Origin of the sequence: Bacillus sp. NMCC4 (assembly GCF_002998555.1) — a bacterium.
Taxonomy (GTDB): domain Bacteria; phylum Bacillota; class Bacilli; order Bacillales; family Bacillaceae; genus Bacillus.
This window is the reverse complement of the sequence record NZ_PVRA01000004.1, coordinates 112,447-137,497: the sequence shown is the minus strand read 5'-3', so window position 1 is coordinate 137,497 and position 25,051 is coordinate 112,447. Positions and strand designations below refer to the sequence as shown.

The window sequence follows — 25,051 nt, the reverse complement described above, 5'->3', positions numbered from 1 at the left end:
CAAACCGGCTTTTTCATTTAGCCAGTGATCGGTGTTTCCATCCGAAGTGCTGGATCACGCCAAATTTCGACCCATTTTTTAATTGCAAACACAATGATCACAAATCCTAAGATCAGCATGATAATTGACAGCACCGCATTCAGCACGCTGTAACCTGATGCCTCAGGATTAAGGTATACATTTGCTACCATCCAATAGCCTGCATAATTCACTGTCACATATAAGTAAGCAAGTGGAATTAAACAAGTCAGCATATACCGCCTTTTATCTGCAATTTTTAATACAACGGTTGCTCCGATGATTAAGCCGACTGATGCCATTAACTGGTTCGATACACCAAACAATGCCCAAATAGACCCGATGTCTCCAGAGTAAAGCAAGTATCCCCACATAAAACAAGCAAGCGCACTTGCAAACACCGACCCAGGTACCCAGTCATTTCGTTTAAGCGGTTTATATGCTTCGCCAAAGAAGTCTTGAATCAAATATCGCGCCACACGCGTTCCAGCATCAATAGCGGTTAAAATAAAGACAGCTTCAAACATAATGACGAATTGGAAAAAATAAGACGCTAAATGACTAAAGAACGGAATTCCCGTAAAGATATACGCCATCCCTACAGCTAATGTCACAGCTCCACCCGTTCTTCCTTCTAAATCAAGGCCAATTTCCTTACTCAGCTGCGGAAGGTTCTCGACACTCACCCCGAGCGTTCGGAACACTTCTGGCGTACTGTTAATCGCAAAATAATCTCCTGGATGAAGAGCCGTAGCGGCAATTAACGCCATAATGCCAACTAGACATTCTACTAGCATTGCGCCAAAAGCGACAGGCTTCATATCGCTCCAGCGGTCAAGCATCTTAGGCGTAGTCCCTGACCCAACAAATGCGTGGAAACCAGATATGGCCCCGCAAGCAATGGTAATCGAAATAAAAGGCCAGACAGGACCAGCTAAAACCGGGCCTCCTCCATTCACAAACTCCGTAAAGGCTGGGAATTGAATCGTTGGATTGACGACAAAGATTCCGGCAATCAGTGCGATAAAAACACCTATTTTCATAAAGCTACTTAAATAGTCCCTCGGTGCGAGCAGCAGCCAAACCGGCAATGCCGCAGCAAAAAAAGCATAGATTGGCAAGGCAAGAGCAAGCGTTTTTGTATCAAGTGTTAAAAGATCACCAAGTGCCGTTCCTTGAATATTCGGCCCAAGGAATACACCAACCATCAGCAAAATAAATCCCGCAGTTGTGGCCAGTTTTAAATTGCCTGTCTTTTTATAATAAAGACCAACCCCCATCGCAATTGGAATCGTGATTCCGACTGCAAATGTTCCCCAAGGGTTACGTTCTAATGCATGAAGCACAACCATAGACAGTCCTGCCATTGTGATCGTAATGATAAACAGCATCGCAAGCCCTGTACAAAATCCTGCTACAGGTCCTAGCTCTTCCTTTGCTACCTCTGATAATGATTTCCCCTTTTTTCGCATCGACGCAAATAAGATGACAAGATCATGTACAGCTCCGCCAATCACTGCGCCAATTAACAGCCAAAGGAGACCCGGTAAATACCCAAATTGTGCGGCTAAAATCGGACCCACTAACGGACCGGCAGCTGCAATCGCAGCAAAGTGATGCCCAAATGTGACCCATTTATTGGTTGGCACATAATCTTTCCCGTCCTCTAATGTGTGAGCCGGTGTAGGATGATCGTCTGTCACCTTTAATACCTTGACCATCATAAATGTGCCATAAAGACGATAGGCAATCGCTAAAATACACATAGATCCTATGACAATTGTAACCGCATTCATTTAACCATCCCCTTCGCACAAACAATTTGTTACAAATATAACATAAATTGATTGATTTTTCTTTCTTTTAAAACCAAGTTGACTAATAAGAATAATATGTTTATTCTTAAGATAGCTTCACCTACTTCCATAAACTCTCTTTTGACAGGGCGTTCTTTAGGCTCTGTCCTTTTTATTGCTTTCATCTTACAAAAATAAAGGCCAGATCACATGTGCCTTATTCACTAGAATATTTTTTCTTCTTCTGTTAAAAACAGTTCTTTTGACGTAATCAAAAAACAACGTTCATTTCCTGGGAAATTCAATGAAATAAAAAAAGCCCTTCCCCTATACTGAGGAAAGGCATTCTTACTTAAGAACCGTACGTGATCTGTTCAACCGTTTTTTGATCAAGTCTTTTGATCACTTCTGTTAAAAGCTTCACTGCATTTTCATAATCATCTCGGTGAATCATCGCTGCATGGGTATGGATATATCTGCTTGGTATCCCGATAGATAGTGATGGCACGCCATGACCTGTTAAATGGATACCGCCAGCATCTGTCCCACCGCCAGGCATTGAGTCATATTGGTAAGGAATGTTCAATTCATCCGCTGTTTGGACAACAAAATCCCGAAGCCCTTTATGGGATACCATCGAAGCATCAAATACAACAATCGTTGGTCCTTTGCCAAGTTTGCTTGTTGCTTCTTTTTCAGTGATGCCTGGCGTGTCTCCTGCTACACCAACATCAATGGCAAATCCAATATCAGGCTGGATCGTAGCCGCTGCTGTTTTGGCACCACGCAGGCCAACCTCCTCTTGTACAGTTGCAACACTGTAAGCAATATTCTCATGCTGAGCATTGTGTAAGTTCTTCATGACATCAATCGCTACTGCACAGCCGATACGGTTGTCCCATGCCTTTGCAAGGAGCATTTTTTCATCATTCATCACTGTAAATTCAAAATAAGGAACGATTTGATCTCCAGGCAGAACGCCCCACTCCATTACCTGTTCTTTGCTTGATGCACCAATATCAATAAACATATCTGTAATCTCAATCGATTTTTTTCGAGCTTCAGGTGACAAGACGTGCGGCGGCTTTGAGCCAATCACACCTGTAATGTCTCCCTTTTTCGTCACAATGGTGACACGCTGCGCGAGCATGACCTGTGACCACCAGCCGCCGACTGTTTGGAAGCGAATGTAGCCTTTGTCATCAATTTTTGTCACCATGAATCCTACTTCATCTAAGTGACCAGCGAGCATAATTTTAGGTCCGTTTGCGTTTCCTTCCTTCTTAGCGATTAAGCTGCCAAGGCGGTCACTAGAGACTTCATCTGCATATGATTCTATGTATGTCTGCATGACTTTTTTGACATCACGTTCATTTCCTGGAATCCCTTTTGCATCCGTTAGGTCTTTCAGCATAGTTAATGTTTGATCTAGCTTTGTCATTCCATTTATCCTCCTTTATCTTCATGGTGCATTCTTATTATACAAAACCTCTTTCGTTCAATACGATCTTTTTATGAATATTTTTTCGTTTAACGAAATATTTTTTTAAAAAAAGTTGAAACCTTTTGGGCTTTTCATTCGTAGTACATCAGATAACGGTATATTGGAGGTGCATCCTGTCATGTTTGTAATCCTCATTAGACTTGCTCTTGTTGCACTGCTTGTCTACATCTTCTACATGGCGGTAAAATTCTTCTCAAATCCGAGAAGAAAGCTGAAACAAGCACAATTAAAAGAAGGCTTTTATTTTATGGACGAACAGCAAAATGCGCGCAAAAATTTTAATTTCGTCTATAAAGGAGTCTTGTTTGAAGGGGAGAAGCATGTTCCTTCTAAGGATCATCCTCTGTTTGTCCACTCCATTTACGTTTGGACGGAGTCACCCGAGAAGCTAAGTGAATTTACATTAGAAGACTTTGAAAAATTGGAGGAAAACATTATCGAACGTTATCCTCAAACAAAAATTGATTGGGATCAGCCCATTAAAAAAATCAAACAAAAAAAAGGAGCAGACACGCCGTCTTGATGGCGTCTGCTCCTTTTTCAGATGAACTTTATATATCCTAATATGATCAACTGCACGATGATTAACACAGGCATGCCCATTTGAAAGGCAGGATGCTTTGTTTTATGACGGAAATACTGCATCCCTAGATACGATCCAGCAGCCCCAAAAAGCACGGCTGCACTCCATAAGTGCGCCTCTGAAATTCTCCATTTATGCGCTTTTGCCCGGCGCTTGTCCTCTCCCATGAGAAAAAAACCATAGCCATTTACCAAAATCAGCAGTAGAATCAGCGCGATATTCATTCATTTCACCTCACATGATGAGCAAAAAAGATCACCCCTCGACGGAATGATCTTTTATATGACTTACTTGTCTAGTTGTGCTTTTGCAGCATCAGCAAGCTGATTGAATGCACTTAGGTCATTCACAGCAAGGTCAGCAAGCATTTTGCGGTTTACTTCGATACCAGAAAGCTTTAGGCCATGCATTAAACGGCTGTAAGAAAGACCGTTCATACGAGCTGCAGCATTGATACGAGTGATCCATAGTTTACGGAAGTCACGTTTTTTCTGACGACGGTCACGGAAAGCGTAGTTTCCAGATTTCATCACCTGTTGGTTTGCTACTTTGTATAATCTATGTTTTGAACCGAAATAACCTTTTGCTAATTTAAGAACCTTTTTACGACGCTGACGCGACACAGTTCCGCCTTTTACTCTTGGCATTGTAATTCCCTCCTATGATTCCTATTCCAAATTACTTGATGTTTGCAAGTTGTTGTTTGATACGTTTGAAATCTCCAGCACTTACGATTGCGCTCTTACGCAATTTACGTTTTTGCTTTGTAGATTTGTTAGCGAACAAGTGACTTGTGTACGCATGAGAACGTTTAAGTTTACCAGAACCTGTTTTTTTGAAACGTTTAGCAGATCCGCGGTGAGTTTTCATTTTTGGCATTGGATGTTTCCTCCCTCTGTTACTTTACTTTTCGACTTTTGGTGCAAGCATGAGGAACATGCTGCGTCCGTCCATCTTAGGTTTTGTTTCTACTGTTGCTACTTCAGCGCAAGCTTCAGAGAAACGGTCTAACACGCGCTGTCCGATTTCTTTATGCGTAATCGCACGGCCTTTAAAGCGGATAGAAGCTTTTACTTTATCGCCCTTTTCAAGGAATTTGATTGCATTACGGAGCTTCGTGTTAAAATCATGTTCATCGATTGTCGGGCTCAACCGAACTTCTTTTAAGCTAATGATTTTTTGATTCTTACGTGCCTCTTTTTCCTTCTTCTGCTGTTCGAATCGGAACTTACCATAGTCCATGATTCGGCAAACAGGTGGTTTTGCATTTGCAGCAACTAACACAAGGTCAAGATTGGCTTTCGTAGCAATTTCCAGAGCTTCCTGGCGGGTTTTAATCCCCAGCTGATCGCCATTTTGTCCGATCAAACGAACTTCACGCGCACGAATACCTTCATTAACTAATTGATCTTTGCTAATAGTGAGCCACCTCCATGAGATTTTGAATTGAGTTCACAATTCATTTTGACCATTTCGTTGTATGTTTTACAGGCAAACAAAAAGTGTGGGCATATAAAACACCCACACTGCGAACATTTGCATGAAAAAATAAATGTACGGTCAACCTGTCAACTACAAACACGTGTCAATCAGGTGAGAAGCGGGTGCTTCTGCTTGTGATATCTATTCAATTCGTTAATTATTCTACACAATTTTCATTTGTCCGTCAAGTAACCGAACTCTTGAAACAACTTTCTCATTTTAGCACGATAAAACGAATTGGGCAAGGCTTTTTCAAACAATGACACCATCAAAGTATTAATTGCATAAAGATTGGGATGACAATGACGGTCACAACTCCTACGACCACAACGGCGATACTTGCCATGGCTGCTTCCACTTCTCCCATCTCAATCCCAACAGAGACGCCAAGCGCATGTCCTGATGTACCGAGTGCAAGCCCTTTTGCCACTGGATTTTTAATTCGAAACCATTTTAAGAAGAAAGCACCTAGTGCATACACAATGACTGCATTAAATATGACCGCAAAGGCTGTGATATCTGCGATTCCGCCAATATCCTTTGCAATCGGAAGAGCAATCGCTGTCGTCGCTGCTTGTGGAAGCATACTTTTCATTACAGCCGTATCAAGATGAATCCCTTTTGCTACGACATACACGATCGTAATGGAACAAAGTGACCCTACAAAAATAGCGGATAAAATCTGCCACCAATATTTTTTAAGCAATGCGCGCTGCTTATAAAGCGGAATAGCGAAAGCAATGGTCGCAGGCTCTAAGAAAAACTTGATAATCTTGCCGCCCTCATTATAATCTGCATAGGAAAAACCGCCAATTTTTAAAAATAAAATACCTAACACCATGGCTACAAAAAGTGGTGTGAATAAGAAGAAGCCTTTTGATTTTTTAAATAAGAATGTACCGATTCCAAAGGCGACTAATGAGACGACTATACCGAAATAAGGACTCATTGTACTTGTACCCATCCTGCATCTCTCCTTAATGCGTACTTGAAGCTGGTTTATTAGAATGAGGAGTCGATTTGCTCTCCTTTGTCTCTTTACGTTTCTGTGGTTTTTCTGATAATTGCATGAGAAGCTGCGAGAATAGCCCTGTCGCTGCAAGTAACATAATCGTTGCAATGATGATGACACCGACGACTTGCACACCTACTTCTTGCATGACACCTAGTGATTGAATAACCGAGATACCAGAGGGAACAAATAGAAAGCTAATGAGCCCTGTCAATGATGTACCTAATTGCTCTACTTGCTCCAGTTTGACGATTTTCGTTGTCAGCAAAACAAATAATAGAACCAGACCAATCACAGATGCAGGCATCGGAATTGGTAAATACATTGAAATGAGATTAGAAACGAACATTACGGTTGCAAAGATAAATGCTTGAGATAGAAATCCATATACTTTAGTGGCACTCATGCCCCTTCACCTCTTTCTTCGACTGCCCTCAGTATACGGCATGAAATAAACGAATGAAGCGTTTACAATCAAACTCGCCGGATTCAATGAATGAAATGCAGAAAACGAGTATTGAAATACAAACAAAAAAAGCCGTCCTACTCTAGCAGGAGCGACTTCTTAAGTTCTTTGGCATATGTACGGCTGACAGGAATGATCGACCCGTCTGTCATATGCAGGTTATACGTCGAATTAAACCATGGCTGTACTTCTTTCATATGAGAGGTGTTCACGATATAGCTTCGATGAACCCTCATAAAGTAAGCCTCAGGCAGTTTCTTTTCAATGACCACAAGCGGTTCTGTGACCTCATACATGTGATCCTTTGTTTTCACGACCTTTTTCCCCTCACTGAGCCCTACATACATGATCTCTTCAACTTGCAGGATGACAATTGAGTCATCGACTGAGATGGCTAATTTTTGCTGATGGGGTATTTTCTCATCTGACAGCTGGTGCTCTTGCGTCTCAACAGATTTCCACTTTTTAAACTTTTGGATCGTTTGCAAAAGCCGCTCTTCATCAAATGGTTTCGTTAAGTAATCAAGCGCACTGACCTCAAACGCCTTCAGCGCATATTGATCAAAGGCTGTCGCAAATACAATCGCTGGCGGATCAGACATCCGGTTGAGCCTTTTGGCAATATCAAATCCATTCTCACCAGATAAATCAATGTCTAAAAAGAGCAGGTCCGGCTTATGATCCACCATCCGGTCAAAAGCTGATTCTATATTTTCTGCTTCCTCTATTTGAACATCCTCTTTCGTTCTGCGTAATAAGTATTTTAATTCGTCTCTTGCTAACACTTCATCATCTACGATTAATACGTTTATCAACGAAAATCATCCTTTTTTACATAGTCCATTGGAATGCGAAATGAGATGTCAGTGCCTTGGCCGCTATGAATGGATAAAGCGGCTTGTCTGCCAAAAATCCCTCTTAACCGCTGATCTAAATTAAAAAGAGCCGTACCTGTTCCTTCTTTGGATTCAACAGGCGCTTTTAATAACTGAGCCATCTTGTCATTCTCGATTCCCTGTCCATTATCAGTCACTTTCATATAAACATGCCCATCTTTCATCAAAGCAGAAACGACGACTTCACAACTCGTTTGATGTTTAGGAAAAGCGTGTCTCACTGCGTTTTCAACAAGCACCTGAAGCACAAATGGAGGAATCATCACCTGCTCCAGCTCCTTTTCAATTTGAAAGGCCACATGGTATTTATTTGGAAACCTCGCTTGTTCAAGCGACAAATATGCCTCTACATGCTGAATTTCTTTATGCAGCGGAATCAGCAGCTGGCGGGCGCCTTGCAAATTAGACCGGAAATAAATACTCAGCTGCAGCAGCAGCTTCCTTGCCATCTCTACATTCGTTCTGCACAAAACAGAGATGGTATTAATGGCGTTAAATAAAAAGTGCGGATTCACTTGCGCTTGAAGCGCTTTGATCTCTGCATCTTTTAGCAGGCGGCTTTGGGTTTCTGCCTCTCCAAGTTCAAGCTGTGTGGAGAACAGCATCGCCAAGCCTTCTGCAAGCTCCTCTTCCACCCTGCTTAATCCGACCGGAGAATTGAAATACATTTTTAACGTTCCGATCGTTTGACCATTGGAGGTGAGGGGCAGCACAATCGCTGCTTGAAGCGGGCAATGAGTGACTGAACAATTGATTTCGTCTTTCGAATGCGCCTTCATAATTTTGCCGCTCAACAATACTTGTTTCGACAGTCCTGTAATCAGGCTTTTCGATGGAATATGATGATCCGTCCCGTCTCCGACATGAGCTAAAATCTTTTCTGTATCTGTTAAGGAAACCGCATCTGTTTCTGTTAATCGATGAATGATCTCCGCCACACTTTTACATGACTGTTCATTTAACCCTTGGCGGAAAAAAGGCAGCGTTTGATCGGCGATCGAAAATACACGGTGTGTCTGCATCGCCTTTGCCTGCTCTTCTTGCCGAATGACTGACTGTAAGATCGATAAAAAGATAAAGCTGCCAATTCCATTCACAAAAATCATCGGCAGGGCAATAATACTCACAAGCCCCCAAGCATCAGCAAATGGCTTTGCAAATAGAAGGATAATGATCATCTGCAAGGATTCCATTGCCACACCAAAAAGTGCGGCTTGGCGAGGTGTCACCATTCGATTCTTCCGTTTAAACCTGCTGCCGACATAGCCTGCAATCACACCGGCTAAAATCGAAGAAATCGCACAACTGAGTGCCGTGCTCCCTCCGAGTGAATAGCGATGAATTCCAGCTAAAAGCCCTGCACCAATGCCAACAAACGGCCCTCCTATCAATCCGCCCATTTCGATTCCCATGATTCTCGTATTGGCGATCGAGCTTGATGAGCCAAGATGATAGGAAAACTCATGATTCATGACCATCTGCTGCTGGATTTCAATTCCTGTGTAATTGCTGATAATACTAAAAGAAGCAAAAATAAAGACAAGGACCGCCTTTTTTCGAAACCCTTCATTTTGAAGCAATAGATTGCGAAAGCCCTTCACATGGGCAAGCACAAACCCTAAAATAACGATGATCCCCACACGCTCGATCATCATAATAATTAAATGAAGCAAACCGGCCACCTCAATTGATGTATGTTATATCTACTGTCTTTCTATTCTATCATGTGCGGTCAATGATCCAAGATCTCTCAAATCTTTTCTTTATTGCCCTCATCTTCTATTGTAAAATGAACATGAGCCGTCACTTGCAATTGAAGGTAACACATACATAACAAGGGAGAAGATCATGAAAGCCGTATTTTTCGATTTAGATGATACTTTGCTTTGGGATGAAAAAAGCATTCACACAACTTTTCAGGAAACATGCCGCGAAGCGGAAAAGAAATATGGACTGAATCCAGCAACATTTGAACAGATTGTACGTGAAGAAGCAAGAAAGCTGTATTCGTCCTATGAAACATATGATTATACTGTCATGATCGGAATTAATCCTTTCGAAGGACTGTGGTCAAATTTTAGTGAACCGATTAGCGAAGGCTTTCAAAAGCTGAATGCCCTTGCACCAGAGTACCGCAAGAACGCTTGGACCAATGGCTTAAAAGAAGCAGGAATTGACGATGAGGCATTTGGACGATATTTGGCTGATTTCTTTGCAGCCGAGCGGAGAAAACGCCCATTTGTCTATGAAGAAACGTACCCTGTTTTAGACCGCCTGAAAGGCAGCTATGAATTGCTCCTTTTAACAAACGGAGATCCTAGTCTTCAAAAAGAAAAACTGGCAGGTGTTCCTGAGCTTGCACCTTATTTTAATGAAATTGTGATTTCGGGAGATTATGGGAAAGGGAAACCTGACCCTGGCATCTTTGAGCACTGCCTTCAGCTGTTAAATCTAACAAAAGACGATGTGATCATGGTTGGAGACAATCCAAAAACAGATATTCTTGGGGCATCTCGCGCTGGGATTCAAACCGTTTGGATCAATCGACATGGCAAAAAGAATGAAACAGATGTAACGCCAGATTACGAAATCAAAGACTTACATGAATTGTTTGATATATTAAAATAGAACAAAAGAGAAAACACCCTTCTCCTGACGAGTTTGGGTGTTTTTGTGTTTTCAAACTACACAATGGCGGCTAGACTTTGCGCTTGCTTGTCTAAGCTGCGGGCTGCTTCTCCTAACTACATTCATAAATTCCTCGCTTGCCTGCTTTACAAGATCGCGATTTGTAAACACCGTTGTCTTGGCCCGGCTCGTTCCGCTGCTGACATACTTTCGTACTTTCCAAACGTATCATTCAAGAAACTGGATCACCAGTGGAGAATTTTTTTCAAAAAGAAAAAGCCAATGATCTCAAGAGAAAGATCACTGACTGCTTCATTGGAAGTATTATTTTTTCGCTTCTGCTACTGCATGTTTCACAAAGGCTTCAAGATCCATTGTTTCTGAATCTTGCTCTCCGTATTTTCTTACATTGACAGCGCCATTTTCTGCTTCTTGATCTCCGACGACTAGCATGTACGGGATCTTTTGCATTTGCGCTTCTCTAATTTTGTATCCAATCTTTTCATCACGGCTGTCAAGCTCTACACGAAGGCCTTCAAGCTGCAAACGTTCTTGTACTTTTTTCGCATAGTCTAAATGGACAGACGGTGAAACCGGGATGACTTGGAATTGTACAGGTGCCAACCATGTTGGAAGGGCTCCTTTGTATTCTTCAATTAAGAAGGCAACAAAGCGCTCCATTGTAGAGACAACACCTCTATGAATCACGACCGGACGATGATGCTTGCCATCTTCTCCGATATAGGTGAGATCGAAACGCTCTGGTAGTAAGAAGTCAAGCTGTACAGTAGACAATGTCTCTTCTTTTCCAAGAGCTGTCTTGACCTGTACATCAAGCTTCGGACCATAAAATGCCGCTTCTCCTTCTGCTTCATAATAATCATGACCAAGCTCGTCCATTGCATCCTTTAGCATCGATTGCGCTTTATTCCACATCGCATCATCGTCGAAATACTTCTCAGTATCTTCTGGATCACGGTAAGATAAGCGGAATGTGTAGTCATTCAAGCCAAAGTCTTGATACACTTCTTCAATTAAGCGAACTGTACGAATGAACTCTTCTTTGATTTGATCTGGACGAACAAAGATATGTGCATCGTTTAATGTCATCCCGCGAACACGCTGAAGGCCGGATAAAGCACCTGACATTTCATAGCGGTGCATTGTACCAAGCTCTGCAATACGAATTGGCAATTCACGATAGCTATGCGGCTCGTTTTTGTAAATCATCATATGGTGCGGACAGTTCATAGGACGAAGAACAAGATCTTCGTTATCCATTTCCATCACTGGGAACATGTCTTCTTGATAATGCGCCCAGTGCCCTGAAGTTTTATACAATTCGACATTCGCAAGAACTGGTGTATACACATGCTCATAACCAAGACGTACTTCTTTATCGACAATGTAACGCTCAATAACACGGCGGATCGTTGCGCCTTTTGGCAGCCAAAGCGGTAGACCTTGACCTACCTTTTGAGAGTTCGCAAACAGTTTCAGCTCTTTTCCTAGTTTACGGTGATCGCGTTCTTTCGCTTCTTCAAGCAGGCGTAAGTGCTCATTTAAATCTTCTTTGCTGAAGAAAGCTGTACCGTAAATACGCTGAAGCATTTGATTGTTGCTGTCACCTCTCCAGTATGCACCTGCAAGGCTTAACAGCTTAAACTCTTTGATTTTCCCTGTTGATGGCAAGTGAATGCCGCGGCAGAGGTCAAAGAATTCACCCTGCTCATAAATCGTCACGGCTTCACCTTCTGGAATCGCCTCTAACAGCTCAAGCTTCAATTGATCACCAATCGCTTCAAAGCGTTTTTTCGCTTCTTCTCTTGTTACTTCAATTCGCTCAATTGGCAAATTGCTGTTAATGATTTTTTTCATTTCTTTTTCAATCTTAGGTAAGTCTTCAGGTGTGATGGCAACATCGATATCGACATCATAGTAGAAACCATTTTCGATCACAGGACCTACGCCAAACTGGACATGATGCTCTTTTCCATAAAGACGTTTGATCGCCTGTGCTAGCAAATGTGCTGTGCTGTGGCGCATAATGTCGAGTGCTTCTTCACTTTTATCTGTGATGATCTCGATTGTTCCACTTTCTAATAGCGGCGTACGCAGATCTATTTCTTTGCCGTTCAATTTACCGGCAAGCGCTTTTTTCTTTAGGCCCGGGCTAATTGATGCCGCGATGTCTTCTGTTGTAGCTGTTTTGTCAAACTCCTTGACTGCTCCATCTGGAAATGTAAGTTGAATTTGTTCTGACATCTCTGGTCACTCCTTTTTTTGGCAATATAAAAACCCCGCCCCCTGGAAAGGGACGAGGTTGAATAAACGGAATCGTGGTTCCACCCTTTTTCCCGTATTTGCAGCTTACGTTTTCATAAGCAAACACGGCTTGTGGTTCGATAACGGGAATTCCCGTCAGCCATTACTAAAAAGTTCACAGCTGATGTTCAAAGGTGGTAAAGCAAATGGTCCTCTGCTAGGAAGCTTTCAGCCGCGGCTTCCCTCTCTTTAAGTGGGTGTTCATTTGTTCATGTCCTTATCAATACGGTCTCTGTATGAAGTTACACCGTATTATAAAACGTTTTTTCGTGAAAATCAAGAAAGCTTTTCACTTTTCTGTTCCAAATGGTCATGGACAAATTGAACATTCTGTTCTTGAAATGAATGAGCCGGGAATACCTCGACCCTTTCTTGAAAAATATTTTGAATGGTCTGTACCATCGAGTGACCTGTATCATTTGTAAACAGGTCAATCTTTTGGGGCGCTATGGATACGAGTGGTGCAATCAGCTGCGAATCAATATACATTGGATGCTCTCTTACAAACTGTCTGTCTATGTATTGTTTTTGATCACGCTCAGAAGCGTACCGAAATTCCCAAATCATCAGGCGGTCCTGATGCACAACATGTACTTTTTCGAGCTTCGGTTCTCTTGCCATCACATAGTCTCGAAGCGATTGAATGAAGTTTTGATATTCTTGTTCCATTTTGTATTCTTCAATGGAGACTTCAACATAGTTCTTCAGCCTCCTGTCATACTCTGACAGTCTAAATGTCATAAATGAACCAATTGAAAAAATACCTTGCTGTAAAGAAATGGTCTCAAGCTCCTTTGTTAACAGGGCTTCTCTTGACGGTTCTTGATGAATGCCGGGAATATCATCTAAATCCCCGTTCATAATACTGTGGGCGATTGAAAGAATTTGGTGCTGCTCTTCAGGATCTTTAAATAAATAGGTGTTTTCAAGGATGCTGCGCATGCGCTCATTTTCTTTGCATTCCAAAAAAAAGTGAACCAGTAATGGCCGCACAATGGGCTCAAGTCCTTCTTCTGATTCCTTCGCCTCTATGAGAAGCCGGTCTTTCCCTTGTTGAATTGACATGTGATGCCGACTGTCCAAGTGTTCAGCAAGATGTAAAAAAGCGGCGGTATCATATTCATCTTCAAAGATTATTTCAAGCATGTTTGTCCCCCCTAACGACATCTGTTACATATATATGGGGAAAACATAAAAAATAGACGCCTAAAATAAATCAGGCATCTTTCTTTTTAAAATGAGCGGAACGGAGATAAAGATCAGATAAATCAAACAAACGATCACTAAGGCGGCATAATTGCCGCTGACAAAGCTTGAGCCAAGGACATTTAATGCAACTGTACCCGGTATTAAGCCTAAAAAAGTAGCTGCCGTGAATGCACGATAATTCGCACGTGAAACTGCTGCCGCATAGCTGACAAAGTCAAAATGGATCGGGGCAATACGCAATAACAAAATATAAAGAAACCCATGCTCCTGAATGCGGGATGTCACCGCTCTCAGCTTCCGGCTGCTTGATTCTCTGCCTTCCTTTTTTGCACGAAAGGTTGTGGCAAGCAGGAAGGAGCCTGTTGCTCCGGCGGTAGCACCAACGAGGGCATAAATCGTCCCAAGAACACTGCCGAATGCTAAACCTGCTGCCAGCGAAAAGACCGTAAGTGGGACGAGAACAAACGGGCGAAAAAGAGATAAGAACAGAAAAACAAAGGGAGCCAGCAGCCCAAATTGAAGCACCCAATTCTTCACATCTTTCGGCGCCAGCTGAAGGTGCTGTTTGTTCAGCCACCAAAGTAAAGCAGCGAGACCTGCAATCACGAGAAAAAGCAGCCATTTTCTTTTGTTCATTTCATTTGCTCCTCCTTCAGGTGATAGACGCTTTTATAAATGACGGCGGTTTTCTCCTTCGAGCAAGACTGCCTCTGCTAAATAAAGAATCCGTTCCATTAAACGAGCGGCTTTGACCTCTTCTTTTTCCCCGCGCTGTGAGTACGTAAAGTGATGTTTCAGTTCACTTGGTGAGAAATTAGAAGAGAAGAAAGTCGGCAGCTGCTCTGCCATACGGTATTGTAAGATCGTTCCGAGCAGTTCATCTCGAACCCAGCTTGTCATCGACTCTGCCCCAATATCATCAAGCATTAAAATAGGGGTGGATTTGACCATGTTCAGCTTTGCTTCCAGTGTATGATCGGCTAACGAATTTTTTAACTCTCTCACAAATTCAGGCACGTACACTAGGAGAGATGGGTATTCCTTCTCCGCTAGCTGCTGCGCAATGGCTGCCAGAATATACGTTTTTCCTACTCCAAACTTTCCGTGTAAATATAAGCCCTTCCCTTTGCCCGTCTCATCATAGCTTTGCAGGAATTGACCTACTTTTTGAATGACTTCCTGTCTTCCCACAACGTTCAGATCAGTGAACGTCGCTTGAAGAACATTTTGCGGAATGTACATGCTTTTCATAAGCTCTTGCTGTTTTTTCTGTCTATCGAGCCGCAGCTTGACTGGGCAGGGGGAATATTCAATATCAATACTCTGACCTTTGATCACAAGCTTCGGGTGATACCCGTCTAAAATCGCATTGACGTTCTCTTCATCTAAGCAATATGAACAGCCCTTTGACTGCTGCACATATTCAAAAAGCCGGTTCAAGCTGCGATTGATCATGTCTTCGTGTATTTGTTCTTGATGCTCCTGTAAAAAGGCCTTCACATCTTCATCAGATAACACACTCTCTTTAATCTGATTGTATCTCACACGAAAATCTACTCGTCCTTTTAGTTGTTCAAATGAACGACCGATCGGTTTCATCCCCATCTCACCTCACCTTAATGTGCATTGTACTTTTTCATATTTTTAAACTGATCTAACAGTTTTTCTTTTTCTCGTTCGAGGTCTTCTGTCGACAGACTGTCTGTTTGTTCTTTTGCCGGCTGTTCTTTCGTTTCAGTTTCTTTCATCCAGTCAGGAAGCTTCTCTTCTCGGACAACTTTCCCTGATCCATATGTGCTGCGCTGCTTTTTCTGCTGCGCCCACTCTGTCATTTGCTTGTTCTCTTCTTTGGCAATTTTCATGGCTGCCGCTACGGTTTTAATTTTCTTTCTCACCCAATGAGCGGCGATTTTTTGCATATATGTTTTCGACAGCTTCATATCTGTTTTCAGTAATGTATAGTAGATCAAAACGTTCATGACACCTGGCTCTAGCTGCTGCTCGAGCATAATATCTTCGACAATTCTTAAGTCGGCATACGTTGGCTCAATGCCGTCTGCCATATCTTTTAGCAGCTCCCTAGGCGAAATATGATCGAGCTTTTCAATCAATTTGGCATCTGGCGTATCTGCTAGCGCTTTTGAAGCATCTTGACGCAGGTGTCTAGGCTGTTTTTGATCAATGAGTTTTGGCTGCTCGCCTCTGTATTCGATTTGGTACCAGTCTCTTGCGGCTTTTCTCAGCTCTTCTGTTGAGATCATTTGATCCGAACCGCAGGCGCCCGCTACAATATTTTGCATTTGAAGCGGAGTGATGCCGTATACAACGGCTAACTTCTTAATGGTTTCTTTCACCTGCTTTGTCAAAGCCTTTCTTGGAATCATCATATCAGACATGCCCGCTAACAATAGGTCGAAATCAAAGGATTCGTCTGAAAGCGGAGCCGGCTGACTCGATCCAACGGTCACATATTCATAGCCCTGATCAAGTGATGACGCCCGATTGATTTCTTCTGTCATCCTGCGTTCACCTGGCTGCAATACGTGAAAGACTTCTTCAAACGACCGCGAGATGTTCTTTGCCTCTGCAGGAACACCTGGATAAGAAAAATAATCACGAAGCTGCATATATTTTGCTTTCTCTACACGATGGTACAGCAGGACATTCAGCATACCATCCTGGAAAAACTCATCTGGTCTTAGCGGCGGCACAAGCTCATATGTAAACAGTCTGCCTTCTTCCGTTTCCTGTTCATATGTGCGGAGTAAACCAATCGCTTCAAGCTTTAAACGTTCCTCAAAAATATCATTTAAATTCGTTTGCAGCATGACCATGAGCTGCCGATGAGGTGCAGGTTTTCCCCACATACGATTTTGTTCCAGCTCTCCCCACAGCGTCATGTATAAGCTGAAAGCGGACATGCCAATAAGCGGCTGATATAAAAGAGTGATGAGCTGTCTATCGATGTCACCGAGCAATGAAGCGCTTTTGACGACATACGGATCGACGGCTAGCACTTCCTTCCAATGCTCTGTCATATGCTGATCCTCCCCATGAATTGCAATTGTTTCTATTGTACACCCTTTTTGCGTTTTACGCTTTACGCAGGAAAAAGAGCGTGAAGAATCTTCAGCTCTTTTTTAGCGTTCTTTCTTTAATAAATCTTTTAATTCATCAATAAAGACGTTGATATCTTTAAACTGCCGGTAAACTGAGGCAAACCTGACGTAAGACACTTCATCAATTTTTGCCAGCTCGTCCATCACCATTTCACCTACAAGCTCACTTTTCACTTCTGACATGCCTTGATTACGCAGTTCTTTTTCGATGTTAAAGCAGACATCCTCCAGCTGCTTTAAAGCAACAGGACGCTTTTCACACGCTTTAATGAGTCCTCTCAGCATCTTTTCGCGGCTGAATTCTTCTCGAATCCCTTCTTTTTTCACCACAATCAGTGGTAATTCTTCTAATTTCTCAAACGTCGTAAAGCGATACTGGCAGCTTTCGCACTCTCTTCTACGACGGATGGATTTTCCTTCATCTACTGGTCTTGAATCAAGCACCCTTGTGCCAAGGTGCTGACATGTGGGACATTTCATTTCATCAGCTCCGATCTATTCTTGGAAGTTGTTTGTCTAGTTCATCATAAAGGGACAAAACGGCCTTCTGACTATAACCAAAATCTGTTGGCAGGACCGTTTCTGTTGTCACATTAAAATCGACAGCTGTTTCAAAAGGACGAATTGAAATGACAGTCGCTACGAGAAAGGCTTTTTTCGGCATTCTGATGTTTGCGCTGATTTCACCTCGTTCTGCTGAAACAGATGTCACTTGATAGGAATCGTTTCGGGAAAGCATGGCTTCCACCGCTTGAAAAACTTGTGCATTCGTCATTTTGTAGTAATGGCTTTTCAGTTCTGACACTGGATGCTCGTCAGATGTTTCTGTATGGTTTGTCATGAACCGTTTGAACTTTTGTCCTAAAGTCATATACGTATCCCCTTTGCCATAATGCCTCTTCTTTATTTTATAAAAAAAACCTTTGTTTTCCTAGAACAAAAGTATAGACAAGTTGGGGAATGTTGGATTTTGTATATCAAAGAAATATAAAAAGGAGCATAACACAAAGGCATTTCAATGCTTTTGGCCAGCTCCCATTGCAATCTTTTTTATGTTTACAGTGCTTTGGCTTGTGCCTGTTTCACTTGTACAGGTCCCATGCCTCGAGGAATTTCGATGTTTTCTCTTGTTTCGGCACCTAATTCATCTCCGATATGATCTGCTGCGATATTCGGATCTAGGTCGCCGCAAGTATAAACATCTATGCTCGCATAACCATGTTCAGGAAAGCTGTGAATTGTCAGATGAGATTCAGAAATAATGACAACTCCACTTACTCCTTGAGGTGCAAATTTGTGAAAAGCAACCTCTCTTACTTCAGCTCCTGATTTCAAAGCTGCATTTACAAACGTTTTTTCAATAAAATCCATGTCGTTCAGTTTATCACAGTCGCATCCCCAAAGCTCGGAGATAACGTGACGTCCGATTGTTTCCATCATGGACCCCCCTTAAACAAGAATGAAAGAGTGAAGTTCTAAGCAGCCGGACCGGACATATACCACGGGGGAAAGTTAGTCCAAAGAGGTCCTAACCCTTTAAGTATACCCGAATGAGTCTGCGAACAAGAAGTTCACGAAAAATAGTATACTTTGTTTAGACCCATTTTGCAAGCTGTGTTTTCAATGGGATTTTCTCTCATTTCTTGAAAAGGGACGTTCGTCTTCTTCATTTCAAACAGCAGAAAGCTCTTTCATCTGCGAACCGACAAACTTCACAAGATCCACCACTCTGCATGAATAACCCCATTCATTGTCATACCATGCAAGAACTTTTACTTTTCTATCCTCCATCACCATCGTTGTCAGTCCATCCACGACAGCTGAATAAGGATTCGTGTTAAAGTCTGTAGAAACAAGCGGCTCATCCGTGTAATCTAAAATACCGGATAGAGAAGTTTTTGATGCATTTGAGAAGGCTGCATTTACTTCTTCTGCTGTGACATCTTTTTTCAAGTCGACGACAAGATCAACCATCGATACATTGGAAACTGGCACGCGCAGTGCAAGTCCATGCAATTTCCCTTTCATGTGCGGCAGCACTAAAGAAAGCGCTTTAGCGGCACCCGTCGTAGTTGGAATGATGGACTGGGCACACGCTCTTGCCCGGCGCAAATCCTTATGCGGGTTGTCGATATTTTTTTGATCATTTGTATACGCATGAACCGTTGTCATTAAGCCGTTGTCGATGCCGAATTCATCATCTAACAATTTAACAACTGGTGCTAAACAGTTTGTTGTACAAGATGCGTTTGAAATAATGACGTGCTTTTCAGGATCAAGATCATCCTCATTGACACCCATTACAATTGTAACGTCTTCATTTTTACCTGGAGCTGTAAGTACGACCTTTTTCGCTCCGGCATCTATATGGCCCATCGCTTGATCTTTTGAATTGAATTTTCCTGTTGCTTCTATGACGATATCAATCCCAAGCTCTCCCCATGGAAGCTGCTTTGGGTCTCTGTCATTGAGCAAAAGCACTCTTTTCCCATTTACAATCAGTGCGTCATCTTCTGCTGTCACATCGCATTCGTAACGTCCATGATTTGTGTCATATTTAATTAAATGTGCTAGCGTTTCGGCAGGATAGCTTGCGTTCACCGCTACAATTTGAATTTGATCATCAAGCATTGCTTTTCTGAAGACCATGCGTCCAATTCTGCCAAACCCATTGATCGCTGCTTTTACCTTCATGAACAGGTCACTCCTCTATTATGTGTTATACTCAATAAATTTATTTATGAAATTAGTATATCACATTAGAATGTAATTGCCAGTATATAAACGTATATTTTCTAAAAAGGGCTGTTCTTTTCAAAGGAAATAAGAATAAAGCATAAAAAAAGAAGAGTACGTGTATGTACTCTTACTTATCTGTATGTTCCCATTCATTTAATATGTTCTGCAATTGCTTTCTGATAAAAGCGAGATCTTGTGTGTTTTCTATCACGCGGTCTGCTTTTTTACATTTCTCTTCAAGGGGCTGCTGAGAGTGAATTCGATTCAGCGCTTCTTCCTCACTGAGGTCGTTTCGATTCATGAGTCGTGATAGCTGTAATTCTGGTGTTGTATACACCACAATGATCCGGTCGACAAGACTTTCCAGCTGACTTTCAAATAAAAGCGGGATATCAAGGACAACGAATGTTTCTTGGCTGTTGATCCCTTCATCTCGCTGCCTGAGCATTTCCTTTCGCACTTCTGGATGAACGATCGCATTCAGCTGCTTTCGTTTCTCTTCATTAGAAAAAATAATGGCTCCCAGCTCCTGCCGGTTCAGCTCTCCATTTGGCAGGAGGACACCCTCACCAAAGGTTTGAACGATATGATGAAGGGCGGATGTTCCTTTGGAGACCGCTTCTTTTGCAATCACATCTGCGTCCACAACCCGAATGCCCTGCTCTTTTATCATCTGCGAGACTGTGCTTTTTCCGCTAGCAATCCCGCCTGTTAATCCAATGACAAGCGTCAATTGATTTCCTCCTTTTACAGCTTCCAAACCCCAATTAATATGAGCAGAAGCCCTGGTAAGCATGCGAGTTTATTGATCCAGCGCCAATTTGCCAAGTAATGACCGGCACGCAGCCCAATACACACAAAAAGTGAGCTCATCACTGCGACCGTGATACTCATGACAATTGGAGAAAAGCCTAGAATCGCTGCGCCAATCCCTGCGCCAAATGCATCAATGGATAAAGCAATTCCAAGAAGTACCGCTTCCATTCCATTAATCGTCCCAGATCGGTCAATATCTGCACTTGTCGGCTTTCTTAAAATGTGAATGACAAGCCCAAGCGATTGTACTTCCACATTGAGCAATGTCTTTTCATGAAGAAGCAAATCACGCTCTTTCGCTGGTTTGTAAAATTGATACAGGACCCAAAGGCCAATGGCAATTAAAATGCCTCCCCCCAGTTTATCGGTCACTGAGACAGGGAGAAATGTCGTCAGCAGGCTGCCAATCAGCATAGAAATGAGCAGCACAATCCCTGAGCAGCATGCAATAATGACGATGGCTTTAAATGGGATCCTCATTTTGCGAAGCCCATACGTAAAGCCTACAGAAAAGCTGTCGATGCTGACTGCAATAGCTAAAAACAGGAGCGAAATCGAAATCATACCTGAACTCTTCCTTTCTGTTCATGCAACGATGATCAAGAGTCTCTAGGCGTCCTTAGACTCTTCTTCACTATATGAAGAGCAGGTGGGCTGTGTGTCAGTCTACACCTTGCTGAAAAATGAATGTTTTTTATCGTATGCATAGCAAAAAGGAAGCATGCTCATGGCTAAACTTTATTGAGGACGTTTTTGGCAGGTCACACAAAAGTGCGTGCCGCGCCCTCCGACCACTGTTTTCTCGATGATGCTTCCGCATGTTTGGCAAGGCTCTCCCCGCCGGTCATATACAAGAAGCTGCAGCTGAAATGTTCCAATATCTCCTTGTGAGTTGATATAAGAACGAATCGTGCTTCCTCCCGCATCTACCGCCACTTGAAGCGTATCAATGATCTGTTTGTGAAGCACTTTGCAGGATTCCTGGCTGAGCTGATTCGCTTTCGTTTCTGGATGAATACCTGATTTAAACAGGACCTCATCTACGTAAATGTTACCAAGTCCTACGACAATCTTTTGATCAAGCAGTGCTGTTTTAACCACGCGGGTTGTTTTTTTCAATTGCTCCCATAAATACTCAGGAGTGAACTGTTCATCAAATGGTTCATATCCCAGCTGAGAAAGCGGGAGTTCCTTTTCCTCTTCACCCGGCTGAAATAAATGCATCGTGCCAAATTTACGCACATCATGGTACCGAAGCTCAGTACCATCTGTAAACGTAAAGACGACGTGTACGTGTTTATCATAAGGCTCATGCGCTTCATGTACACGGTATTTCCCTTCCATCCTTAAATGGGAGACCATCACATAATGGTCTAAATGAAAGAGGAGGAACTTCCCTCTTCTTTCAATGGTTTGTATGGTTTCTCCTACCATTCTTCTTGCGAACTCTTCCGGCTCCCCAGGACGTTTGATGATGTTTGGCCATTTGATATCGACCGTTTCAATCGTCTTTCCTTCGACTAACCGCTTGAGAGTGCGCCGGACGGTTTCAACTTCTGGTAATTCCGGCATGCTCCTCGCTCCTTTTTCTCTCTATTATTTATTTCGCATCGTACCAAGATGGACCTGAAGCAAAATCAACTTTTAGCGGCACATCAAGCTGAAGTGCGTTTTCCATGACTTCAGGAACAATCTTTTCAAGGATGGCGATTTCTTCTTTCGGCGCTTCGAAGATCAATTCATCGTGCACCTGTAATAAAAGATTTGCCTGCAGGTTTTCTTCTTTGAGCCTTCGCGCCATATCAATCATCGCTTTTTTAATAATATCGGCTGCGCTGCCTTGGATCGGTGTGTTCATGGCTGTTCGTTCTGCAAAGCTTTTGATATTAAAATTACGGCTTGTGATATCCGGGATATACCGTCTGCGTTTGAGAAGCGTCGTGACGTAGCCTTTTTGTTTCGCTTCCTGGACGATTTCTTCCATATAGGTTTTCACGCCTTTAAAGCTTGTTAAATAGCGTTCGATAAAAGCGGCTGCTTCTTTTCTTGTGATCCCAAGGTTTTGAGAAAGTCCATAATCGCTGATTCCATATACAATACCGAAGTTTACAGCCTTGGCTTGTCTTCTCATAGCGGAAGTCACTTCTTCTTCTGAGACATGGAACACGTCCATCGCTGTTTTCGTGTGAATGTCCATGTCTTGCGTAAACGCTTCGATCAAATTCTCATCTTGTGAAATATGAGCGAGCACACGCAGCTCGATTTGTGAATAGTCTGCTGCAAACATGAGCCAGCCTTCTTTTGAAGGAACGAATGCTTGACGAATCTTCCGTCCTTCTTCTAAACGAATCGGGATGTTTTGAAGGTTTGGATCTGTTGAGCTTAATCTTCCTGTTTGGGTGAGTGCTTGATTAAATCTTGTATGCACTTTATGGGTGTCCTTGCGCGTTACTTTCATTAAACCTTCCACATAGGTCGATTGCAGCTTTCCAATTTGCCTGTAGTGCAGAATAGACCGAATGATTTCATGCTTATCTTCAAGCTTCTCAAGCACATCTGCAGACGTCGAGTAGCCTGTTTTTGTCTTCTTGATAATCGGCAGACCTAATTTTTCAAATAGGATGACGCCAAGCTGTTTAGGAGAATTGATGTTAAACGTTTCTCCTGCTAAGCGGTGAATGGTTTCTTCATATTCTTTGAGTTTTTTCGTTAATTCTTCACCCATTTTCTCTAGGCGCTCTATATCTACCTTTACTCCAAGAGATTCCATTTCACCTAAGATGAGAGCAAGTGGCAGCTCTAAATCTTCATACAGTTCGTGCTGATCATTTTTTTCTAATGCTTCAAGTGTTAAATCATGCAAGGCTGAGATCGCCGCTGCTTTTCGTCCAAGATGTTCTTTCAGTTCATCTTCAGGTGGAATCGCCTGCTTTGCTCCTTTTCCGTATACTTTTTCATCAGAAAGAGCGATATTCAGACCATATTCCTTCGCTACACTCGCGACGTCTTCGTATGATTTCTGCGGGTTGACGACATAGGAAGCGAGCAGAACATCATTATCAACACCTTTTAGATCGACATCATGCCATCTCAGGGCGACAACTGCTCTTTTTGAATCAAAGACCCATTTTTTCTTCGTTTCATCCTGTACCCATTCTTTAAATGCTTCTGATTGAAGCGCATCTTCTTTCGTGATAAAAAACGCACCATTTTCATTATGGATCGCAAAACCGATCAAATCCGCTTCGTGATAATTATCTCCAAGCTGTTCTACCACAAGGGCTGCATGATCTGTCAGCATGTCGTCCGTTACAGCTGTCATTTTTTTCACTTCTAATGCATCTACTTCGACCTGTTCATCTGTTTCTGGTGCTTCTCCAAGACGCTCTAGCAGCGTTTGAAAGCCTAGTTCTTTATAAAGAGAGATCACTTGATCCATGTGAGGGCCTTCATATGCCAAATCTTTGCTTGACACATCAATAGGTGCTTCTACAAGAATCGTCGCCAGCTCTTTACTCATGACTGCTTGTTCTTTATATTCTTCAAGTTTTTCTTTTAGCTTTTTCCCGCTCACTTCATCAATATGTTCAAGCAGGTTCTCAACTGTCTCAAACTGCTTTAACAATTTAATCGCTGTTTTTTCGCCTACACCTGGGACGCCTGGGATATTATCTGAGGAATCTCCCATCAGCCCTTTCATATCAATGATTTGATCTGGTCGCAGGCCATATTTTTCTTCAATATGAGCAGGTGTGTAATATTCTACTTCTGTGATGCCTTTTTTCGTAATAGCCACTGTCGTATGATCTGTTGAGAGCTGTGTTAAGTCCTTATCTCCTGAGAAGATTTTGACTTCAAAGCCGTCTTTTTCTGCCTCGACAGCCAATGTACCGATAATATCATCTGCTTCATATTGAGGAAGCTCGTACCTTTTCACCTGATAGGCATCTAATAGTTCACGGATGAACGGCATTTGTTCTGATAGCTCTGGCGGAGTTTTTTGTCTTCCGCCTTTATATTCTTTAAATGTCTCGTGGCGGAATGTTGTTTTTCCCGCATCAAATGCGACGAGCATATGGGTAGGCTTCTCGTCCTCCAGCATCTTCATTAAGATCATCGCAAATCCATAAATAGCATTTGTATGTACGCCTTTATCATTTGATAATAGCGGCAAAGCAAAGAAGGCTCGATATGCGAGGCTGTTTCCATCCACTAACACTAATTTCTTTTTGTCTGTCATGTTTTAATCCTCCATCGGCTGAGCCATCTCAGCCGTCTCTTTCACACATTGTATCTTCATTTTATCAAAGTTTATTTTGAAAAGAAAATAGTCGAGCCTGCATAAAAAAGGGACGAAAACAACAAGTGTTTTCGTCCTTCCAAAATTGGCTCCTTGGATGAAGGGGTTCCTATTCATCCTATCAATGAATGTTTAACAAAACATGAATTCATTGTAAA

General features: G+C 42.4%; 25 protein-coding genes, 1 pseudogene and 1 other annotated feature. Of the genes and pseudogenes, 2 read left to right on the top strand and 24 right to left on the bottom strand.

All coding sequences use genetic code 11. The features are described 5' to 3' along the window. Nucleotides 1-17: 17 nt before the first annotated feature. Together cstA and C6Y02_RS10415 are read right to left on the bottom strand one after the other, a co-directional pair. Entirely contained in the window at nt 18-1,814 is a 1,797-nt protein-coding gene (cstA, locus tag C6Y02_RS10420; RefSeq protein WP_106031201.1) for a carbon starvation protein CstA, read from the bottom strand. 352 nt (nt 1,815-2,166) lie between these two features. Then, nucleotides 2,167-3,255: a M42 family metallopeptidase gene (locus tag C6Y02_RS10415; protein ID WP_060596968.1), complete on the bottom strand. Its 1,089-nt coding sequence runs from the start codon at nt 3,253-3,255 to the stop codon at nt 2,167-2,169. 181 nt (nt 3,256-3,436) lie between these two features. Between C6Y02_RS10415 and C6Y02_RS10410 the strand changes: the two genes are divergently transcribed. Beyond that, nucleotides 3,437-3,841, top strand: a complete 405-nt coding sequence (locus C6Y02_RS10410) for a hypothetical protein (protein WP_003216690.1) — start codon at nt 3,437-3,439, stop codon at nt 3,839-3,841. Between the two features lie 17 nt (nt 3,842-3,858). Here the strand turns inward: C6Y02_RS10410 and C6Y02_RS10405 are convergent, their stop codons facing one another. From C6Y02_RS10405 to C6Y02_RS10370, 8 genes are all read right to left on the bottom strand, one after another. Then, nucleotides 3,859-4,125, bottom strand: a complete 267-nt coding sequence (locus C6Y02_RS10405) for a DUF1294 domain-containing protein (RefSeq protein ID WP_106031200.1) — start codon at nt 4,123-4,125, stop codon at nt 3,859-3,861. 63 nt (nt 4,126-4,188) lie between these two features. Beyond that, a complete protein-coding gene (rplT, locus tag C6Y02_RS10400) occupies nt 4,189-4,548 on the bottom strand; it encodes a 50S ribosomal protein L20 (RefSeq protein WP_003216409.1) in 360 nt (119 codons plus the stop codon). Nucleotides 4,549-4,579: 31 nt separating this feature from the next. Then, complete coding sequence (gene rpmI / locus C6Y02_RS10395) at nt 4,580-4,780, bottom strand: 50S ribosomal protein L35 (RefSeq protein WP_003216324.1); 201 nt, start codon at nt 4,778-4,780, stop codon at nt 4,580-4,582. 24 nt (nt 4,781-4,804) lie between these two features. After that, nucleotides 4,805-5,320, bottom strand: a complete 516-nt coding sequence (gene infC, locus C6Y02_RS10390) for a translation initiation factor IF-3 (protein ID WP_024718649.1) — start codon at nt 5,318-5,320, stop codon at nt 4,805-4,807. Nucleotides 5,321-5,391: 71 nt separating this feature from the next. Beyond that, nucleotides 5,392-5,523, bottom strand: a sequence feature (ribosomal protein L20 leader region). Nucleotides 5,524-5,651: 128 nt separating this feature from the next. Then, nucleotides 5,652-6,347, bottom strand: a complete 696-nt coding sequence (lrgB, locus tag C6Y02_RS10385; protein ID WP_189318257.1) for an antiholin-like protein LrgB — start codon at nt 6,345-6,347, stop codon at nt 5,652-5,654. Nucleotides 6,348-6,360: 13 nt separating this feature from the next. Beyond that, entirely contained in the window at nt 6,361-6,801 is a 441-nt protein-coding gene (gene lrgA, locus C6Y02_RS10380) for an antiholin-like murein hydrolase modulator LrgA (protein WP_106031199.1), read from the bottom strand. Between the two features lie 137 nt (nt 6,802-6,938). Beyond that, nucleotides 6,939-7,676 carry a LytR/AlgR family response regulator transcription factor gene (locus C6Y02_RS10375; protein ID WP_034661809.1) on the bottom strand — a complete coding sequence of 246 codons (738 nt, stop codon included), beginning with the start codon at nt 7,674-7,676 and terminating at the stop codon, nt 6,939-6,941. Further along, nucleotides 7,673-9,430: a sensor histidine kinase gene (locus tag C6Y02_RS10370; RefSeq protein ID WP_106031198.1), complete on the bottom strand. Its 1,758-nt coding sequence runs from the start codon at nt 9,428-9,430 to the stop codon at nt 7,673-7,675. Before C6Y02_RS10370 ends, C6Y02_RS10375 begins: the two co-directional genes overlap by 4 nt. Before the next feature lie 175 nt (nt 9,431-9,605). Between C6Y02_RS10370 and C6Y02_RS10365 the strand changes: the two genes are divergently transcribed. Beyond that, nucleotides 9,606-10,385 carry an HAD family hydrolase gene (locus tag C6Y02_RS10365; protein ID WP_106031197.1) on the top strand — a complete coding sequence of 260 codons (780 nt, stop codon included), beginning with the start codon at nt 9,606-9,608 and terminating at the stop codon, nt 10,383-10,385. 56 nt (nt 10,386-10,441) lie between these two features. Here C6Y02_RS10365 and C6Y02_RS19655 read toward each other — a convergent pair. From C6Y02_RS19655 to polA, 14 genes and pseudogenes are all read right to left on the bottom strand, one after another. Next, a pseudogene (locus C6Y02_RS19655) lies at nt 10,442-10,589 on the bottom strand (methyl-accepting chemotaxis protein); the annotation flags it as partial. Nucleotides 10,590-10,709: 120 nt separating this feature from the next. Further along, nucleotides 10,710-12,650, bottom strand: coding sequence for a threonine--tRNA ligase (gene thrS / locus C6Y02_RS10355; protein WP_034661816.1), 1,941 nt, complete (start codon nt 12,648-12,650; stop codon nt 10,710-10,712). Nucleotides 12,651-12,986: 336 nt separating this feature from the next. Further along, nucleotides 12,987-13,856: a putative sporulation protein YtxC gene (gene ytxC / locus C6Y02_RS10345; protein ID WP_034661819.1), complete on the bottom strand. Its 870-nt coding sequence runs from the start codon at nt 13,854-13,856 to the stop codon at nt 12,987-12,989. A gap of 60 nt (nt 13,857-13,916) precedes the next feature. Then, nucleotides 13,917-14,555: a TVP38/TMEM64 family protein gene (locus C6Y02_RS10340; protein WP_060596974.1), complete on the bottom strand. Its 639-nt coding sequence runs from the start codon at nt 14,553-14,555 to the stop codon at nt 13,917-13,919. Nucleotides 14,556-14,588: 33 nt separating this feature from the next. Beyond that, nucleotides 14,589-15,518 (bottom strand): primosomal protein DnaI, encoded by a 930-nt coding sequence (dnaI, locus tag C6Y02_RS10335; RefSeq protein WP_106031298.1) that lies wholly within the window; start codon nt 15,516-15,518, stop codon nt 14,589-14,591. A 17-nt stretch (nt 15,519-15,535) separates the two neighbouring features. Then, the gene (dnaB, locus tag C6Y02_RS10330) at nt 15,536-16,957 is read right to left on the bottom strand and encodes a replicative helicase loading/DNA remodeling protein DnaB (RefSeq protein ID WP_106031196.1); all 1,422 of its coding nucleotides are present in this window, start codon (nt 16,955-16,957) and stop codon (nt 15,536-15,538) included. A 102-nt stretch (nt 16,958-17,059) separates the two neighbouring features. After that, on the bottom strand, nt 17,060-17,518 hold the full coding sequence (gene nrdR / locus C6Y02_RS10325) for a transcriptional regulator NrdR (protein ID WP_003216720.1): 459 nt from the start codon (nt 17,516-17,518) through the stop codon (nt 17,060-17,062). A 4-nt stretch (nt 17,519-17,522) separates the two neighbouring features. Next, nucleotides 17,523-17,909 (bottom strand): cytosolic protein, encoded by a 387-nt coding sequence (locus tag C6Y02_RS10320; protein ID WP_106031195.1) that lies wholly within the window; start codon nt 17,907-17,909, stop codon nt 17,523-17,525. 185 nt (nt 17,910-18,094) lie between these two features. After that, complete coding sequence (gene speD, locus C6Y02_RS10315) at nt 18,095-18,475, bottom strand: adenosylmethionine decarboxylase (RefSeq protein ID WP_003216492.1); 381 nt, start codon at nt 18,473-18,475, stop codon at nt 18,095-18,097. Between the two features lie 234 nt (nt 18,476-18,709). Beyond that, nucleotides 18,710-19,732: a glyceraldehyde-3-phosphate dehydrogenase gene (locus C6Y02_RS10310; protein WP_106031194.1), complete on the bottom strand. Its 1,023-nt coding sequence runs from the start codon at nt 19,730-19,732 to the stop codon at nt 18,710-18,712. 172 nt (nt 19,733-19,904) lie between these two features. After that, nucleotides 19,905-20,510, bottom strand: a complete 606-nt coding sequence (gene coaE, locus C6Y02_RS10305) for a dephospho-CoA kinase (RefSeq protein WP_034661832.1) — start codon at nt 20,508-20,510, stop codon at nt 19,905-19,907. Between the two features lie 14 nt (nt 20,511-20,524). After that, nucleotides 20,525-21,157, bottom strand: coding sequence for a sporulation membrane protein YtaF (ytaF, locus tag C6Y02_RS10300; protein WP_034661833.1), 633 nt, complete (start codon nt 21,155-21,157; stop codon nt 20,525-20,527). Nucleotides 21,158-21,331: 174 nt separating this feature from the next. Further along, nucleotides 21,332-22,165 carry a DNA-formamidopyrimidine glycosylase gene (mutM, locus tag C6Y02_RS10295; protein WP_106031193.1) on the bottom strand — a complete coding sequence of 278 codons (834 nt, stop codon included), beginning with the start codon at nt 22,163-22,165 and terminating at the stop codon, nt 21,332-21,334. Nucleotides 22,166-22,193: 28 nt separating this feature from the next. Continuing rightward, on the bottom strand, nt 22,194-24,833 hold the full coding sequence (polA, locus tag C6Y02_RS10290) for a DNA polymerase I (protein WP_060596979.1): 2,640 nt from the start codon (nt 24,831-24,833) through the stop codon (nt 22,194-22,196). Between the last annotated feature and the right edge of the window lie 218 nt (nt 24,834-25,051).

Coding starts and splice junctions, on each gene's coding strand:
- cstA (WP_106031201.1), bottom strand. CDS start 1,814: ATGAATGCGGTTACAATTGTCATAGGATCTATGTGTATTTTAGCGATT.
- C6Y02_RS10415 (WP_060596968.1), bottom strand. CDS start 3,255: ATGACAAAGCTAGATCAAACATTAACTATGCTGAAAGACCTAACGGAT.
- C6Y02_RS10410 (WP_003216690.1), top strand. CDS start 3,437: ATGTTTGTAATCCTCATTAGACTTGCTCTTGTTGCACTGCTTGTCTAC.
- C6Y02_RS10405 (WP_106031200.1), bottom strand. CDS start 4,125: ATGAATATCGCGCTGATTCTACTGCTGATTTTGGTAAATGGCTATGGT.
- rplT (WP_003216409.1), bottom strand. CDS start 4,548: ATGCCAAGAGTAAAAGGCGGAACTGTGTCGCGTCAGCGTCGTAAAAAG.
- rpmI (WP_003216324.1), bottom strand. CDS start 4,780: ATGCCAAAAATGAAAACTCACCGCGGATCTGCTAAACGTTTCAAAAAA.
- lrgB (WP_189318257.1), bottom strand. CDS start 6,347: ATGGGTACAAGTACAATGAGTCCTTATTTCGGTATAGTCGTCTCATTA.
- lrgA (WP_106031199.1), bottom strand. CDS start 6,801: ATGAGTGCCACTAAAGTATATGGATTTCTATCTCAAGCATTTATCTTT.
- C6Y02_RS10365 (WP_106031197.1), top strand. CDS start 9,606: ATGAAAGCCGTATTTTTCGATTTAGATGATACTTTGCTTTGGGATGAA.
- thrS (WP_034661816.1), bottom strand. CDS start 12,650: ATGTCAGAACAAATTCAACTTACATTTCCAGATGGAGCAGTCAAGGAG.
- ytxC (WP_034661819.1), bottom strand. CDS start 13,856: ATGCTTGAAATAATCTTTGAAGATGAATATGATACCGCCGCTTTTTTA.
- C6Y02_RS10340 (WP_060596974.1), bottom strand. CDS start 14,555: ATGAACAAAAGAAAATGGCTGCTTTTTCTCGTGATTGCAGGTCTCGCT.
- dnaI (WP_106031298.1), bottom strand. CDS start 15,518: ATGAAACCGATCGGTCGTTCATTTGAACAACTAAAAGGACGAGTAGAT.
- dnaB (WP_106031196.1), bottom strand. CDS start 16,957: ATGACAGAGCATTGGAAGGAAGTGCTAGCCGTCGATCCGTATGTCGTC.
- nrdR (WP_003216720.1), bottom strand. CDS start 17,518: ATGAAATGTCCCACATGTCAGCACCTTGGCACAAGGGTGCTTGATTCA.
- C6Y02_RS10320 (WP_106031195.1), bottom strand. CDS start 17,909: ATGACTTTAGGACAAAAGTTCAAACGGTTCATGACAAACCATACAGAA.
- speD (WP_003216492.1), bottom strand. CDS start 18,475: ATGGAAACAATCGGACGTCACGTTATCTCCGAGCTTTGGGGATGCGAC.
- C6Y02_RS10310 (WP_106031194.1), bottom strand. CDS start 19,732: ATGAAGGTAAAAGCAGCGATCAATGGGTTTGGCAGAATTGGACGCATG.
- ytaF (WP_034661833.1), bottom strand. CDS start 21,157: ATGATTTCGATTTCGCTCCTGTTTTTAGCTATTGCAGTCAGCATCGAC.
- mutM (WP_106031193.1), bottom strand. CDS start 22,165: ATGCCGGAATTACCAGAAGTTGAAACCGTCCGGCGCACTCTCAAGCGG.
- polA (WP_060596979.1), bottom strand. CDS start 24,833: ATGACAGACAAAAAGAAATTAGTGTTAGTGGATGGAAACAGCCTCGCA.